This is a genomic window from Janibacter sp. GXQ6167 (assembly GCF_041365945.1).
Lineage (GTDB): Bacteria > Actinomycetota > Actinomycetes > Actinomycetales > Dermatophilaceae > JBGFSK01.
Genome location: NZ_JBGFSK010000001.1, coordinates 12,424 through 27,617, shown reverse-complemented (window position 1 = coordinate 27,617; position 15,194 = coordinate 12,424). Strand labels below are relative to the sequence as shown.

Genomic DNA, 15,194 nt, shown 5'->3' with positions numbered 1-15,194 from the left:
CAGACGGTAGAGGTGCGATGCGGTCGGTTCTGCTCGGCGGACCTTAGCGGCGAGTGGTGGACTCGCAGGTCGCGGCGCGATGGCATCGGCTTGGGAAGTCAGGGGGATCCGGTGCAGAACGGCCCGGATCGACGTCGGTCAGCCTACCCGTCGCCGGCGCCGCATCACGAATCGGCGTGCCACGAGGAGGATTCCGAGCGTGGCGACGCCGACCAGGGCGAGTCGCACCGTTGCCGCGGCGGGTGGGGAGACGGGGCTGTCGTCGCGGCGTCCATCGCCCGTTGGGCGTATCGGTCGGGTGACCGTCGTGGTCACCGACACGCAGCTCGGCACTCGGGGCGTGCTTGAGAAGCCGAAATCCGGCGCGGGGTCGACCGGGGCGATCCCGCCGAGGTCGGCGCCCTGCCACGTCCCGTCGACCCCGGTGACCAGGTGTTGGTCGGTGGCGCCGTAGTACTCACGTCGCCCATTGCCGGCCGTCCCCCGCGTCCGCACACCGGGCTGGGTCAGTCTGGCGATCGGGTCGGCGAGCGTGGCCATGAGCCGCGAGGTGGCCAAACGCCTTGGGACGCAGCGCAAAAGGAGACCGAGACCGCTGCGCTGCCCGAGCGTCAATTGGACGTCCAGTCCGCTCGCGAGCGCTTGGCCGAGCAGGGCGCCGTCATCGCCGGGACCGGTATCGAGGGCCCCGGCTCGGACCCGCCAGGATGCGCCGCGGCCCCCTTCCTGCACGGTCATCGGGGCGATCACCACCCGGTCGAAGTGGTAGGTCTGGGCGACGTAATCGGCGACCTCTTCACTGGGCGCGAGCAGCCATCGCGTCCCGGACGCGTCGGCCAGCATGACATCGGCGAAGGCGCCGAGGGGCGACTCATCCCACCGCCCGACGACGATCCGCACCCCACTGCGCGACCCGACGCCGAGGATGCGTCCGGTGAAGCGGTCGACCACGCGGGTCCGGGCGAAGGGGGAAATCGTCACCTGCCAACGCTAGCGACTCCGGACGACAGGGCCGACGGGCAGTACCTGCCCGCCGGCCCCGATCGGTTGCTCTTACAAGCGGACGAGCATCTTGCCCGTGTTGGCCCCCGCGAGCAGGTCGATGAAGGCCTGGGGAGCGTTCTCGAGGCCGTCGCGGACGGTCTCGTCGAAGCGAATCGTGCCGTCGGCAAGCCACCCGGCGGCGCGCTCGCGGTACTCGGGCGAGACATCCGCGTACTGCCCGACCACGAAGCCGCGCAGGGTGAGGCACTTCCCGATCGCGAGCGCGAGGTTGCGCGGCGCCGGGGTGGCCTCGGTGGCGTTGTACTGGGCGATCGCCCCGCACATCGCGACCCGGCCGAAGGTGTTCAGGCGCGAGATCGCGGCCTCGAGGTGGTCACCTCCGACATTGTCGAAGTAGACATCGATCCCGTCGGGCGCAGCAGCCTTGAGGCTGTCGCGGACCGGGCCGTCCTTGTAGTTGAAGGCGGCGTCGAAGCCCAGCTCGAGGAGCCGGTCGACCTTCTCCTGCGAACCCGCTGACCCGATGACGCGCGAGGCGCCGAGCGCCTTGGCGATCTGGCCGACGAGCGATCCGACGGCCCCGGCAGCACCCGAGACGAAGACGACGTCGCCCTCCTTCATCTCCGCGATCCGGGTCAGGCCGACATAGGCGGTAAGGCCCGGCATCCCGAGGACGCTCAGGTAGCTGGACTCGGGGGCGGCCTCGGCGTCGATGACGCTCGCACGCTCTGCGGGCAAGACGGCGTACTCCCGCCAGCCGAGACCGTGCACGACCCGCTGGCCGACCGCGATCTCCGAAGACTTCGAGGCGATCACTTCACCGACGGCGCCACCGTCGAGGGGCGCGTCGATCTGGAAGGGAGGGATGTAGGACTTCACGTCATTCATCCGGCCGCGCATGTACGGGTCGACCGACATGACGGTGTTGTGCACGAGGATCTCCCCGTCGCCGAGCTCGGGCAGGTCGACGGTCTCGAGCCGGAAATTCTCGTCGGTCGGCCAGCCCTGCGGACGGGACGCGAGCGCGATCTGACGGGTCTGGGTGGGGGCGGCCATCAGTCGTCCGACACCGTGACGGCGACGTCGATGTTGCCGCGCGTCGCGTTGGAGTAGGGGCAGACCTCGTGGGCCTTGTCGGCGAGCGCCTGCGCCTGCTCGGCGTCGAGGTGCGGGATCGTCACCTCGAGCTCGACGGCGAGCTGGAAGCCGCCGGCGTCGTTCGGGCCGATGTGCACGCGAGAGCCGACCGAGGAGTCGGAGATGTCGGCCCCGGCCTGCCGGGCGACGAGTTGCAGCGCCGAGTGGAAGCACGCGGCGTAGCCCGCGGCGAAGAGCTGCTCGGGGTTGGTGCCCTCGCCCGAACCGCCCATCGCGGTCGGGATCGCGAGGTCGAGATCCAGGCGTCCGTCGCTCGTGCGAGCGTGGCCATTGCGTCCCGCGCCGGTGGCGAGGGCTTCGGCGGTGTACAGAGTCTTCACGATGTGACTTCCTTTGCTGTGCAGTGGATTTCGGGCAAGCGTGAAGGGGGTGATCCCCCTTCACACCTAGTCGGTGGTCGCGCTGAACCGCTGCGCGAGGCTGCGCAAGGTCTCGGCTTCGGCCGGGGTCAGGTGCACCCGTTGGGCGAGTTTGTCCTGAAGGGCGCAGGCCTGCGTCTCGAGCGCTTGAGCAGCATCCGTGAGGTGGATGTTGACCCGTCGCTCGTCGTCTTGGTCGCGCAGCCGCTCCACGAAGCCAGCGGCTTCGAGACGCCGGAGCAGGGGCGAGAGGGTCCCGCTGTCGAGGCGGAGCGCCTCGCCGAGTTCGGAGACCGTCTGCCCATCCCGCTCCCAGAGGGCGAGCAGGGTGACGTACTGGGTGTACGTCAGCCCCAACTCGGCCAGGTCGTCGCGGTACGCCGCCGCCGCGGTGCGGGCAGCGGTGTACAGCGCGAAGCAGAGCTGCTGATCGAGGCGCTGACGGGACTCCATGGCTTAACCATGGCACGCCATTGGATTGTGCGCAACTAGATTGCCTGCTAGCCAAAGAACCATCCAGGGTGTGAGGTGCCTCATCATGACGAGGTGGACTTCGACGGCGCAGACGGGACGGCAAAGGACGCGGCCTGCCAGCAGGTCTTGGCCGCTGTGGGCGTGAGCGAGGCGGCCCGGGAGGCCTACCTCGCCCGGCGTCATGACCCGAGCGTGCGGATCGACCCCGTGCTCTTCGACGAACTCGTCGAGACCGGGTTCCTCGCGCCGCGCACCGGTCACCTCCTCCCCCTTCGAGTCGCCGTCGCGACCTGGTCGGCCCAGCGCGCCGCCGAAACCGCGGTGATCCTCGACGCCGCCGAGGTCGCCGGTGACGTGACCGATCGCCGCGGAGACGCCCCCTTCCTCGAACTCGTCAGTGGCCTCTCCAAGGTGGTCTCGACCTTCGCCGCCCTGCAGGGTTCGAGCCGCGCGCTGATCCGCGCCTTCGATCGGCCGCCCTATCTCACCGTGGGCGGCCCAACCCTCGCGACCGAGCAACCCGATACCGCCGATCGCGGGGTGCAGTACCGCACCATCTACCTCGCGGCCAATGTCCACGACGAGCAGACCCGCCAGATCGTCGCCCAATCGATCGAGCTCGGCGAAGAGGCCCGCGTCGCCCACGATCTGCCGATGCGGATGATCATCGCCGACGACGACCGGGCCATGCTGATCCTGCCGCAGCCCGCCACCACGCCCGACGAGGTGGATCAGATCGAGGCGGTCGTCATCTATCGCTCGGCGCTGCTCGATGCGCTGATCCGACTCTTCGAGACGACGTGGGCGCAGTCGCTGCCGATCGACGGGCTCGCGAGCACACCGAAGACCTCCGAGGTCGATCGCCGGGTCCTCGCCATGCTTTCCTCCGGCATGACCGACGCCCGGATCGCCGCCGCGCTCGGCGTCAGCGAACGCACGGTCGCCCGCCGGGTCGCCGCGATGCAAGAACGCCTCGATGCGCCGTCTCGATTCGTCCTCGGGGTGCGCGCCGCGCACGAAGGTCTGGCCTGACGAGCCCTCGCTCGGGGACCTGACGAAGGGGGTGCCCCTCGCCCTTCCTGCCGGGAGCAGGTCGGGCGGGGGACACCCCCTTCGCGGGTCGGACCAGTGGATCAGTCCAGGGCGCCTTCGCGCTCAAGGAGCTTGACCCCGTCGGTGCCATAGGTCTCCTGGACCACCGAGCGGACCATTTCCTGGGTCTCGGTGTCAGCCGGAGCCAGGTCCATCTTCTGGCCGAGACGCTTACCGGCGCTGCCAGCCGGGGTCCACGGGCTGGGGTTCGCCGGCACGTGGCGACCGGCGGCGTTGAGCTTGCCCCAGGTCTCGTAGGTGGTGGTCTCCCACGGAAGCGGCAGGCCCTGGCAGACCTTGATGTTCTTCGGCATCTTGCCGTTCAGGAAGTACTTGTAGATCGGCGCGTCGACGCACTCGGTGCCGTAGGGGAAGTGCCCGTGGCTGCCCTCGTTGTCGATGAAGAGCGCGCTCGTGTTCGGCAGCTTGGTCGCCGAGGTGAAGCCGGTCTCCCAGGCGGTCTGCGAGTCCAACTCACCCTGGAGCACGATTGTGTCCGGGAAGGACTGGTCGGCCGCCGGCATCATGTTGTTGGTCTGCCAGAAGGCACAGACCGGGACGGTGGCGCCACCAAGCTGGGTGGTGAAGGGAGCGGTGCGCTCGATCTTCTTGACCCAGTTCTCCCAGAAGCCGGTGCGCTGGGTCCACTGACCATCACCGCAGCGAATCATCTCGAAGGTGGAGTCGAAGGTCTCGGTGCGCATTGCCGCGGCCTTACCGGTCGGCGCGTCCTCCTCTTCGATCGAGGTCAGCGCGTCCATCTGCGAGATGCCCTCGTTGATCGACGTGAGCGTGTCCTTGGAGAGCTTCGGACCCTTCTTGACCTTCTTCAGGGCGGTCTTGACCTCGACGGCCGGGTCGGCGGTGCTGTCCGCAGTGGACTTCTTCGCCGCGCCGCTCCGCTCGCCGCTTTCGATCAGCGACTTCACGACCGAGCCAGCGGCCGGGTACTGCGAGTTGTCCGGGAAGGCCGGCAGGCCGCCGCTGAAGTACCACGTCAGCAGGACGACGAAGGAGCTCATCTCCTTGGTCGCCGCGAAGTACCGGTCGTAGATCTTCTGCGCGTCGGTGCCGAGGCCGTAGGTGTCGTTGTTGCGGGCGATCCAGTTCATCAGGTGCATCTGGAACTGGCGGTCCCGCGCCTTCGGCTGGAGTTCCCAGGTGCGCTGGAGGGTCGGCTTGGTGACATCGGTCGCCGAGTCGAGCAAGAAGCGGCCCGCGTTGGCGGAGAAGACGTTTTCGTACCAGGCGCCGAGCCAGGTGCCGTAGGAGTACCCGATGTAGTCGAGCTTCGGGGCCTTCAGCAGGTGGCGGATCAGGTCCATGTCGTAGACCGTCTGCTCGGTGTTGATCGTGCGCACGTCCGGGTCGGAGGCGCAGGTCTTACCGATCGCCTTGTCGCGGGCGTACGGGTCCTTGCTGTTGGCGTCGTACGTGAAGGTGCACTTCGGGGCGCTGCTCTGACCCACGCCGCGCGGGTCGAAGCCGACGTAGTTGTAGTAGGGACGCAGGTCTGGGGTGCGCTGCTGCATCGCCGCTGCCCAGGGCAGACCCGAGCCGCCGGGGCCACCGGGGTTGACGAAGATCGTGCCCTTGTACCGGCCGCTCGTCACCGACTGGTTCGTCGCGTGGGAGATCTTGACGTCCCAGGTCTTGCCGTTCTTGGCGTCGTGCCAGTCACGCGGGACCTTGACCGTCGCACACTTGATATTCGGGATGTTGGCGAAGCGCTGGTTGAGACCGGCGTCCTTGTAGTCGCACTTCTCCCAGGTCAACTTCTGCCGGGCGAGAGCGCCGGCGAGCTGGCGGATATTGGGCGTCTTGTTCTTGGCCGCCTGGGCCGCAGGAGCGGCGGCTGGAGTGGCGGCTGGAGTGGCGGCCGGCGCCGCTGGGCCTGCCATGGCGGGGATGGTGCCGAGGGCGAGAGCCGCGATCGGTGCGGCGGCGACGACGGTCAGTAACCGTCGACGGGGGTGGCGATTCATTGGTAATGCGCTCCTTGTCGGGTGGCGTCGGCAGGGGAGGTGGTGCCCGTCACACAACCATTGATGACGGGCAAGCGGCCAGACCAAATGCCTGGCGGGAACTCGCGTTGTCCGATTCCTGCCAGGACCCGCACAGGTCGGCGGCTTACTCTTCGCGACCGTGAACTGGTTGGACGAGATCGCGAGTCGGGTGGGTCCCGCACCGGACACCGTCGCGGTACCTGGATGGTGGTTGTGGCTCGCGGTCGGCGGCGCTCTCGCGGCGTGCCTGCTGCCGCCGGTATGGGCGATCGTGCGCCTCGCGATCACCCTCGTGCACGAACTCGGACACGCGCTCGTCGGCGTGGCGGTGGGGCGTAAGTTCACCGGCTTCGTCCTGCGCGGAGACATGTCCGGCCACGCCGTCACCTGGGGCCGACCGACCGGTCCCGGACGGATCGCCTCGACCTGGGCCGGTTACCCCGCGCCGGCCATCCTCGGCGCGGTCATCTCCTGGCTGGCACTACGCGGTTGGGCCGCGCCCGTGCTTACGGCCCTACTGATCGGCCTGGTCCTCGCGCTCTTCTTCGCTCGCTCAGCGCTCACCATCGTCGTGACCCTGGCCGCGATCGTCGCGACCGGGGCCCTGTGGTGGGGCGGCAGCCCCGAACTGCAGGCGAGTGTCCTCGTCGGTGTCGCCGTCGTCCTCGTGATCGGCGCCTGGCGACATCTCGGAGCGGTCGCGGGCTCTCCCGACCGCACAAGCGACCCGGGCGTGCTTGCTCAACTGACCCCCCTACCGCGCGTGCTGTGGGTGCTGAGCTTCGTAGCGATCTGCGCCTGGGCGACGTGGGTCGTCGGGGACGATCTCGTCGCGATGCTGGCCTAGTCTCCCTTCCTCTAGAGCCGGGAAGGACCACCACCCGCTAGAGGTCGTAATCGACGACGACCGGCGCGTGGTCGCTGATCCGCTCGCTCGCGCTGGCCTCACGGTCCGTCCCAGCGGTGATCGCCCGCCGCGCGAGCCGCGGCGTCGCGAAGTGATAGTCGATCCGCCAGCCCGTGTCCTTGGCGAAGGCCTGGCCCATCCAGGACCACCACGAGTACGGGCCGTCAGCGTGTGGGTGCTGAGCGCGCACCACGTCGACCAGCGTGCGCGGGGAGAGTTGCGCACCGATCCACTCCCGCTCCTCGGGGAGGAACCCTTCGGATTGGCGGTTGCCGCGCCAGTTGCGCAGGTCCTGCTCGGAGTGGGCGATGTTGAGGTCACCCATCAGCAGGAACTCCCGGCCGGCGCTTGCGGCCGTGCGCCGCGCTCGCGACAGGTGGCGGGCGAAGGCGTCGAGGAAGCGCATCTTGCGCTCGTACTTCAGGCCACCGTCGGGCGCCTCCCGCATGCGCCGTGGGTCCTGCAGGTGGGCCGGCAGTCCCCCCTTCGGCAGATACAGCGAGGCCACGGTGAGCGGCTGGTCGGCGAGGTCGACTTCCACGTATCGCCCTTCGGCGCCGAACTCGCGCAGCCCACGAGCAAGGATGCTCGGCGTCGCGGGTTCGAGGTCGAGGTGGCGTTCGCCCGGCGCTCGACGAAGGACATCGGCGCCCCAGGTGCGCACCGCGCTCGGCCGCTCCCGGGTCAGGACCGCGACCCCATTGCGCCCGGCAAGAGTGCCGGGGTCATAGGTGAGGTGGTAGTCGCCGAAGACCCCCGCAGGCAACTGGGAGATCGGACAGCGCACCTCTTGGAGAGCGACGACATCGCACCTGCGCGCAGCGAGCCAGGGCTCGAAGCCTCTGCGCTGCGCCGCTCGAATCCCGTTGATATTAAAGGTCGCCACTCGCAGCACGGCCCCGATGCTAACCGCCGCGACCGACGAGCCTTCAGTTCGGCGGCGCGGAGGGAACTCGCCCCCTTCGCGGGTTCATGACGAAGGGGGCGAGCGGTTAGTTCTCGGTGAAGCGTTCGGTGACGACGAACTGCGGGTCGACCCCGTGTTCGGCGAGGACGTACTCCAGGGCCTGGACCATCCCGGGCGGGCCGCACACGTAGATGTCCGGGCGTTGCCCGAGGCCCGCGAGCTCCTCGGCCATCGCATCGGCGACCGAGCCGCTCACCACCTGCACTCCGTCGGGCACCGCGAGGTTGGCGAGGTCGCTCTTGGGGCGCCAGATCGCGATCGTCACCGACGATTCGGCGAGCATCGCGCACACCTCGGCGATCTGATCGATGCCGAAGAGGTCGTCCTCGGTGGTCACCCCGAAGTAGGCGCGGACCGGTTGGGGGTCTCCCCACTCGGCCATCCGGCGCATCATCGACAGCAGCGGCGCGAGACCGGTGCCGCCTCCGATGAACCAGCGCGGCCGAAGTCCGTTCTCCCGCAACCCGAAGGCACCCTGCGGTCCGATCACCGTGAGGGTGTCTCCGACGCTCGCCCGGTCGCGGAGGTAGTCGGAGAAGACCCCCTTCGGCAGGACGTGGATATAGAACTCCAGCTCCCCGTCCCAATTCCCGACATTGGCGAGCGAGTAGGCCCGCAGGTCCTCACGCCCGGGCACCTGCAACTGGACGAACTGGCCGGGATCGAACTCCGCTGCCGAGCCGTGGGTGTCGTCGGCATCGAGGGCGAGGACCAGGCAGACGACATCGTGACCGACGCTCTCGAGCGCGGTGATGGTCGCCGTCCGCTTCGCTGGGGCGCTGCTTACGATCCGGCTCTGGTCGTACGGCAGGTCGATCCGAAGGTCCTCGGTCGGGACGGTGCAGCAGAGCAGCGCCGCGCCCTCTCCGGCCATGGGCCCCATCGCGTCGGGGCTCGATGGGAGGGAGGTGTAACTCCCTTCCGTCACCGTCGCGAGACAGGCCCCGCACGCGCCCTGACCGCACAGGGACGGCAGGATCACCGATTCGGCCGCAGCGGCATCGATCACCGTCTGGCCAGGCGGGCAACTGACGGTCGTTACGACCCCGTCGGTGGTGGTGAGGGTGAGCGTCGATGCGTCCGCCATCAACGGCCCGCCATCGCGTCGGCGAGGTCTTGGGCGGGGTCGCCGTTGCCCTTGAGGTCGAAGGTGTCCGAGAGGACGTGGACGGCGGCCGGAGTAAGGAAGGCGGGCAGCGTCGGGCCGAGGCGAATCCCCTTGATGTCCAGGGCGAGCAGGGTGAGGAGCACGGCCGCCGCCTTCTGCTCGAACCAGGACACGAAGAGGGAGAGCGGCAGGTCGTTGACCCCGCACTCGAAGGCATCGGCGAGGGCCATCGCGATGCGCAGTGCGCTATAGGCGTCATTGCACTGACCCACATCGAGCAGTCGCGGCAGGCCCGCAACCGTCCCGTAGTCGTTGCCGTTGAAGCGGTACTTGTTGCAGCCCAGGGTGAGCAACACCGTGTCGTCGCCGGAGCGGTCGGCAATCTCGGTGTAGTAGTTGCGGCCCGGGACGGCGCCGTCGCAGCCGCCGATCAGCAGGAAGTGGTTGATCTCCCCGGCCTTGACGGCGTCGATGACCTCGCCAGCGACGGAGAGCACGGCGTCACGGGCGAACCCCGTCGTGATGGTCTCGTCCGGTCCGTCCTCGGTGAAGCCCGGCAGCGCCTGAGCGGCCTTGACGACGATCGCGAGGTCGTCGTGACGCAAGTGCCGCACCCCGGGCCAGCCGACCGGCCCCATGGTGAAGATCCGCCCCCGGTAGCTCGGCTGCGGCTCGATCAGGCAGTTGCTCGTCATCACGATCGGACCGGGGAAACCCGCGAAGTCGGCGTGCTGGTCCTGCCAGGCGCCACCGTAGTTGCCGGCGAGGTGCGGGTACTGGTGCAGACCCGGGTAGCCGTGGGCGGGGAGGAGCTCGCCGTGCGTGTAGACCTTGACACCGGTGTCCTTGGTGGCTTCGAGGACGGCGTGCAGGTCGCCGAGGTCGTGCCCACTTACCAGGACACACTTGCCGGCGACCGGCGTCACCCGAACCGGAGTGGGGACCGGGCTGCCGAAGGTGCCGGTGTTTGCGGCGTCCAGCAACTCCATCACCTTGAGGTTCAGGTGCCCGAGCTGCAGGGCGTGAGCGAGGAGGGCGTCCAGGTCATTCGGCGGGTCGCCGAGGAAGGCGAGCGCGGACTCGATCCCCGCATCGACCTCTTCATCGCGGTAGTCCAGGACATTGGCGTGGTGGGTGTAGGCGCAAATGCCCTTCAGGCCATAGAGGTTCAAGTTGCGCACCCCGGTGATGTCGGCGCCGACGGTCTCGATGTCGTGGTCGACGCGCACCCCCTTCGCCTGCTCGACGAGCGCGGTCATGCCGGTCTCGGGGACGAAGGTAGCCGCGCCGGTGAGGACCTGCGGCTCCTCCCCCTTCGCCCGCACGGCGCTCTCGTAGGCCGCCTGAGCTTCGTCCCGCACGCCCTTGGCCTCGGCGATCAGCTGGACGAAGCGGGTCGGGTTGAAGTTGACGTTGGTCAAGGTGGTGAAGAGGGCGCCCGCCGCGTAATCGACGAAGCGGGTGTCGGGGGCGCCGGCCTCGCGCAGCGCCTGCGCGTACTGGCCGATGCCGTAGCAGAGGTAGACAAGGACGTCTTGGAGGTCGGAGGTGTTTGCGTCCTTGCCGCAGTTGCCCTTCAGGGTGTGGCACCCGATCAAGAGGTTGTCGCTGCGGTCGGTCTGCTCGCACTGGTAACAAAACATCGTGGGTGGTGCACCTCAATCAGGGGAATCGGCAGGGCGTATCGCCAGGTCGAGCAGACGCTAAGACGCGGCCTCGACGCCCTTCCTTGACCGCGATCAAGAAGGGGGCAATGTGGCCTGAATCACCCCTGGCTTGTCGCTAGGTGCGCCGGGTCGCGTGCGCCAGCAAGGCCGCCTCATCAGGGATCGTCACGACCCGGCCGCGCACGGCGATTAGGTCGCGCTCGCTTAGGTCTCGGATGACCCGTGAGAAGGATTCCGGAGTCATCCCGAGCCGCGAGGCGACGACCTGCTTCGAGGGCGAGAGGTCGACCCTGGCGGCGCCCTTCGCCCCCTTCGGCGTCGTGCTCGGGCTGGACGTGGGGGTGGGGGCGGCTCCCACGGTGAGTTCGCCGAGGAGATAGCCGACGACGCGCTGGGTGGTGGAGGTGAGGGTGAAGAGCTCGATGTCGCGGACCAGGCCGTGCAGTCGCATCGACATCGAGGCGAGCATCGCGCGGGCGAACCTCGGATCACTCGTCAAGAGCGCGTCGACGGCAGCGGCCGGGATCCGCACGAGTTCGCTCGGCGCGAGCGCGACCGCGTTGACCGGGTACCCGCCCTGCTGGAACATCACGGCCTCGCCGAAGGTCTGGCCTGGGCCGATGATCTCCAAAACCCGGACGTTGCCGTCGGCGTTGGAGACCCCGAGTTGGATCAGCCCCCGGACGAGCCCATAGAACGCGGTCGCCGGCGTCCCGCGCGTGAAGAGCACTTCGCCGCGCTCGATCCGCAGCACGTCGGCGTTCGCCGCGAGTTCGCGGAGCAGGTGCCGCGGCACCGAGGAGAACAGGGCCCACCGAGCCAACTCCCGCGCGGTCGCTTGGACCTGCGGATCGCTCTCGGCGATCAGTTCGACATCACTCACGTCCGCACAGCCTGCCATCCACACGGGCTGCAGCCTGTGCTCGCCCCAACCGGTCGGGGAAATGTCCGGATGTCGCAGAAACATCTCCGTCCGGCGTTCTTTTCACCGTCCGCACTGACCTCTATCGACAGCAGCGGGCGATGGCAGAGTCGGCCGTGGGGTTCAGCCGGCTTCGTTATGCGGTGGCCGCGAGGAAGCTCTGGTACTTCTGATCCAAGAACTCCGGGTCTGGCCGCTCTCGCTTGATGCGGGGCACCATCATGAGGGGTTGCCCGTGGTGCTCTTGCAGCCCGTGGCGCAACATCGGCCCGTCGATCTCGTGGAGCAGGTCGAAGCGAATCTCAACCGCGTAGTCGGGTCGGATTCCGAGGATCTGCCGATCGAAGGCAGCGTGGTGAATCTTGCACAGCGCTAGTCCATTACGCACCGAAGCCACCCCGCCCGGGTCCGCGTCGTCGATGATGTGAGCGGCGTCGAGCAGCTCGCGGTGGCGAAGGGAGCAGACGGCGCAGCGGGTCTCGTAAGCCCGCATCACGGTGGCCGCGAAGACGGGTTGATGTACCCGTTGCTTCACGAGTTGTAGGCGGTACTTTCGCTCGTACGGGGAGTCGGTGACGATCGGGACGGAAAGCTCGCCGGTCTCCGCGACCGTCACGACGAACTCGTGATCTTTCTCGTTCTCCTCCATCAGGTAGACCGGGAACACGGGAATGAAGAGCCCCGGACCGACACCCATGAACCAGATCAAGGGTTGATGGAGCTCCATCGCTCGTCGCAGTGCGCGGTTCTCCGGATGGAATGGGTCAGTACCACGCCACTTGTACGTAATACACCCATCGGGTCGGAGCCCGTCCTCGTACGGACGGGCCGCGCCATCGGGTCGATAGGTGGTGACAATGGAGAGAGCGGACTCAAGGTGGGCGGGTTTGCGGATCCCGCGTTGCGGGTCCACGAGCGGTATGCGTTGACCTCGGAACTCGAAATCACTGAGCGTCTGACGGTCGATGGTCTCCTGGCCATCGCTCGTACGGGCCGCGAGCCAATCCATGGCGGCTCGGCGTAGCTCCGCATCGTCATCGAGCCGCCAGAGCTTCGTCACCCGCTTAGGCTTCCACATCCTCCCCCGCGGTGGGAGGTTCTGCGGTCCAAGCGCGCAGGTGCTGGGCGGTCAGGGTGTCTGAGTGCTCCACCATCTCCTGCGGAGTGCCCTCGAAGACGACGCGTCCGCCGTCGAGCCCGGCACCCGGTCCGAGGTCGATGATCCAGTCGGCGTGAGCCATCACGGCGAGATGGTGCTCGATGACGACGACCGAATGTCCTTGCTCCACAAGGCCGTGCAGCATCGCGAGCAACCGCTCGGTGTCGGCGAGGTGAAGCCCTGAGGTCGGCTCATCGAGCACGATCGTCGCCGCGTCGCGACCCATCTGAGCCGCTAGCTTCAGGCGCTGGCGCTCGCCGCCGGACAGGGTCGTGAGGGGCTGCCCGAGCGTGAGGTAGCCGAGTCCGACGTCGAGCAAGCGAGCGAGGATCTGCTTCGGCTTGCCGCTCGTGAAGACCTCCGCAGCATCGGCGACCGAGAGTGCCAACACCTCGTCGATCGAACGGCCATGCAACCGATACTCGAGCACCTCCGGTCGAAAGCGACGCCCGCCGCACTCCTCACACGGCGTGCTCACCCCGGCCATCATCGCGAGGTCGGTATAGATCACGCCTTGGCCCCCGCAGGCCGGACAGGCACCCTCGGAGTTGAAACTAAAGAGCGCCGGTTTGACCCCGTTTGCCTTCGCAAAGGCCGTGCGAATCGGGTCAAGCAGCCCGGTGTAGGTGGCCGGGTTCGAGCGGCGTGAGCCCTTGATAGCGCCCTGATCGATGATCAGCACGTCCTCGCGCGTCCCGAGCGAACCATGGATCAGGGAGGACTTCCCCGACCCGGCGACGCCCGTCACGACCGTGAGCACTCCGGTCGGGATATCGACGTCGACGTCGCGCAGGTTGTGGATCGATGCGCCGCGGATCTCGAGCGCCCCCTTCGGCTGACGCACCCGCTCCCGCAAGCCAATTCGCGCATCAAGGTAGCGGCCCGTCGTGGTGTGGCTGGCGCGCAGTCCCGCGAGGTCACCGGCGTACGTGATCTCGCCGCCACCGCTCCCCGCGTCGGGGCCGAGGTCGACGAGGTGGTCGGCGATCGCCATCACCTCGGGCTTGTGCTCGACGACGAGAACCGTGTTGCCCTTGTCCCGCAGTTGCAGCAGCAGGTTGTTCATCCGGGTGATGTCGTGCGGATGCAACCCGACGGTGGGCTCATCGAAGACGTAGGTGATGTCGGTCAGGGCGGAGCCGAGGTGGCGGATCATCTTCACGCGCTGCGCCTCACCGCCGGACAGCGTCCCCGATTCCCGATCGAGGGAGAGGTAACCCAGGCCGATCTCGACGAAGGCGGCGAGGATCCCGCGGAGGTTCGCCAGAAGGGGGACCACGCTCTCGTCGTCGACCCGATCTAGCCACGTGAGGAGGTCGGTGATCTGCATGGCCGAGCATTCCGGCAGGGTGGTCCCCGCCACCGTCGCCGTGCGCGCCGCCTCATTGAGCCGGGTTCCCCCGCACTCCGGGCACGGAGCGAAGGTGGCGACCCGATCGGCGAAGGCCTTGACGTGCGCCTGCTTGGACTCGGTCTCGCGGTCGATGAAGGAGCGCCGCACTCGGCCGAGGAGCCCGATGTAGGTGTAGTTGATCCCGGCGAACTTCACCTTCGTCGCGTCCTGGTTCATCAACCAGTCCCACTCTTCGGGCGTGTAGTCCGCGAGCGCCTTGTCGGGGTCGAGCCGGTCCGACTCCGCATACGAGCGCCATTGCCAGCTACCCGTCGGCATGCCGGGCACCATGATCGCGCCGTCGTTGAGGGACTTGCTGCGGTCGACGATCGCGTCGATATCGATCGTCGAGACCTTGCCCTTGCCCTCGCACTCGGGACACATCCCGCCGATCACCTCGAAGGTGCGGCGCTCCGCCTTCTGCGTGGCCCCCTTCTGCACGGTCACGGCTCCCGCGCCGCTCGCCGAGGCGATGTTGAAGGAGAAGGCCTGCGACGACCCGACGTGCGGCGTGGAGAGGCGCGAGTAGAGCAGCCGGAGCAGCGCGAACGCATCGGTCACCGTGCCGACGGTCGAGCGCGCGTTGGCCGTCATCCGCTCCTGGTCGACGACAATCGCCGCCGAGAGGTTCTCGAGGCTGTCCACTTCGGGGCGCGCGAGGCTCGGCATGAACCCCTGCACGAAGGTCGAATACGTCTCGTTGATCAGTCGCTGCGACTCGCTCGCGATGGCCCCGAAGACCAGGCTCGACTTCCCCGATCCGGACACGCCCGTGAAGACCGTCAGCCGCCGCTTCGGGATGTCGGCATCGACGTCCTTGAGGTTATTGACGCGGGCGCCCCGCACCCGGATCACGCCATGGCTATCGGCAACATGCATGGGTCACACTCCTCGGATCGGGGGCCGCGCCCCCTCATCATGGCTCGCGCGGCGCCTCGGCGATCCCCAAACGGCGATGAGCGCTCCGACCTTGCACT

At 68.1% G+C, this 15,194-nt stretch carries 13 protein-coding genes; 2 read left to right on the top strand and 11 right to left on the bottom strand.

The window, feature by feature from the left end; translation table 11 throughout:
* Positions 1-138 precede the first annotated feature (138 nt).
* The 4 genes from AB8K43_RS00100 to AB8K43_RS00085 all read right to left on the bottom strand — a co-directional run bounded on the left by AB8K43_RS00100 (position 139) and on the right by AB8K43_RS00085 (position 2,975).
* Positions 139-981, bottom strand: coding sequence for a hypothetical protein (locus AB8K43_RS00100; RefSeq protein ID WP_370890151.1), 843 nt, complete (start codon positions 979-981; stop codon positions 139-141).
* A gap of 72 nt (positions 982-1,053) precedes the next feature.
* Positions 1,054-2,061, bottom strand: coding sequence for an NADP-dependent oxidoreductase (locus tag AB8K43_RS00095; protein WP_370890149.1), 1,008 nt, complete (start codon positions 2,059-2,061; stop codon positions 1,054-1,056).
* Positions 2,061-2,483, bottom strand: a complete 423-nt coding sequence (locus AB8K43_RS00090) for an organic hydroperoxide resistance protein (protein WP_370890147.1) — start codon at positions 2,481-2,483, stop codon at positions 2,061-2,063. The genes AB8K43_RS00095 and AB8K43_RS00090 overlap by 1 nt, the downstream gene beginning before the upstream one ends.
* A gap of 66 nt (positions 2,484-2,549) precedes the next feature.
* Positions 2,550-2,975: a MarR family winged helix-turn-helix transcriptional regulator gene (locus AB8K43_RS00085; RefSeq protein ID WP_370890146.1), complete on the bottom strand. Its 426-nt coding sequence runs from the start codon at positions 2,973-2,975 to the stop codon at positions 2,550-2,552.
* Between the two features lie 75 nt (positions 2,976-3,050).
* Here AB8K43_RS00085 and AB8K43_RS00080 point away from each other — a divergent pair, with 75 nt between their 5' ends.
* Positions 3,051-4,028 (top strand): LuxR C-terminal-related transcriptional regulator, encoded by a 978-nt coding sequence (locus AB8K43_RS00080; RefSeq protein ID WP_370890144.1) that lies wholly within the window; start codon positions 3,051-3,053, stop codon positions 4,026-4,028.
* 101 nt (positions 4,029-4,129) lie between these two features.
* Here AB8K43_RS00080 and AB8K43_RS00075 read toward each other — a convergent pair whose 3' ends face one another.
* Positions 4,130-6,073 carry an alpha/beta fold hydrolase gene (locus AB8K43_RS00075; protein WP_370890142.1) on the bottom strand — a complete coding sequence of 648 codons (1,944 nt, stop codon included), beginning with the start codon at positions 6,071-6,073 and terminating at the stop codon, positions 4,130-4,132.
* Positions 6,074-6,233: 160 nt separating this feature from the next.
* On the opposite strand from AB8K43_RS00075, the gene AB8K43_RS00070 reads away from it, so the two are divergent.
* Positions 6,234-6,941 carry a M50 family metallopeptidase gene (locus tag AB8K43_RS00070; RefSeq protein WP_370890140.1) on the top strand — a complete coding sequence of 236 codons (708 nt, stop codon included), beginning with the start codon at positions 6,234-6,236 and terminating at the stop codon, positions 6,939-6,941.
* Between the two features lie 37 nt (positions 6,942-6,978).
* Here AB8K43_RS00070 and AB8K43_RS00065 read toward each other — a convergent pair whose 3' ends face one another.
* The 6 genes from AB8K43_RS00065 to AB8K43_RS00040 form a co-directional block, all read right to left on the bottom strand.
* Positions 6,979-7,896: an exodeoxyribonuclease III gene (locus AB8K43_RS00065; protein ID WP_370890139.1), complete on the bottom strand. Its 918-nt coding sequence runs from the start codon at positions 7,894-7,896 to the stop codon at positions 6,979-6,981.
* A 97-nt stretch (positions 7,897-7,993) separates the two neighbouring features.
* Positions 7,994-9,055 carry a 2Fe-2S iron-sulfur cluster binding domain-containing protein gene (locus AB8K43_RS00060; RefSeq protein WP_370890137.1) on the bottom strand — a complete coding sequence of 354 codons (1,062 nt, stop codon included), beginning with the start codon at positions 9,053-9,055 and terminating at the stop codon, positions 7,994-7,996.
* Positions 9,055-10,719 (bottom strand): hydroxylamine reductase, encoded by a 1,665-nt coding sequence (gene hcp, locus AB8K43_RS00055; RefSeq protein WP_370890135.1) that lies wholly within the window; start codon positions 10,717-10,719, stop codon positions 9,055-9,057. The genes AB8K43_RS00060 and hcp overlap by 1 nt, the downstream gene beginning before the upstream one ends.
* A gap of 139 nt (positions 10,720-10,858) precedes the next feature.
* Positions 10,859-11,626 (bottom strand): Crp/Fnr family transcriptional regulator, encoded by a 768-nt coding sequence (locus AB8K43_RS00050; protein ID WP_370890133.1) that lies wholly within the window; start codon positions 11,624-11,626, stop codon positions 10,859-10,861.
* Between the two features lie 175 nt (positions 11,627-11,801).
* Complete coding sequence (locus tag AB8K43_RS00045) at positions 11,802-12,725, bottom strand: HNH endonuclease (protein ID WP_370890131.1); 924 nt, start codon at positions 12,723-12,725, stop codon at positions 11,802-11,804.
* A 4-nt stretch (positions 12,726-12,729) separates the two neighbouring features.
* Positions 12,730-15,096 (bottom strand): ATP-binding cassette domain-containing protein, encoded by a 2,367-nt coding sequence (locus tag AB8K43_RS00040; protein WP_370890129.1) that lies wholly within the window; start codon positions 15,094-15,096, stop codon positions 12,730-12,732.
* Positions 15,097-15,194: the final 98 nt, after the last annotated feature.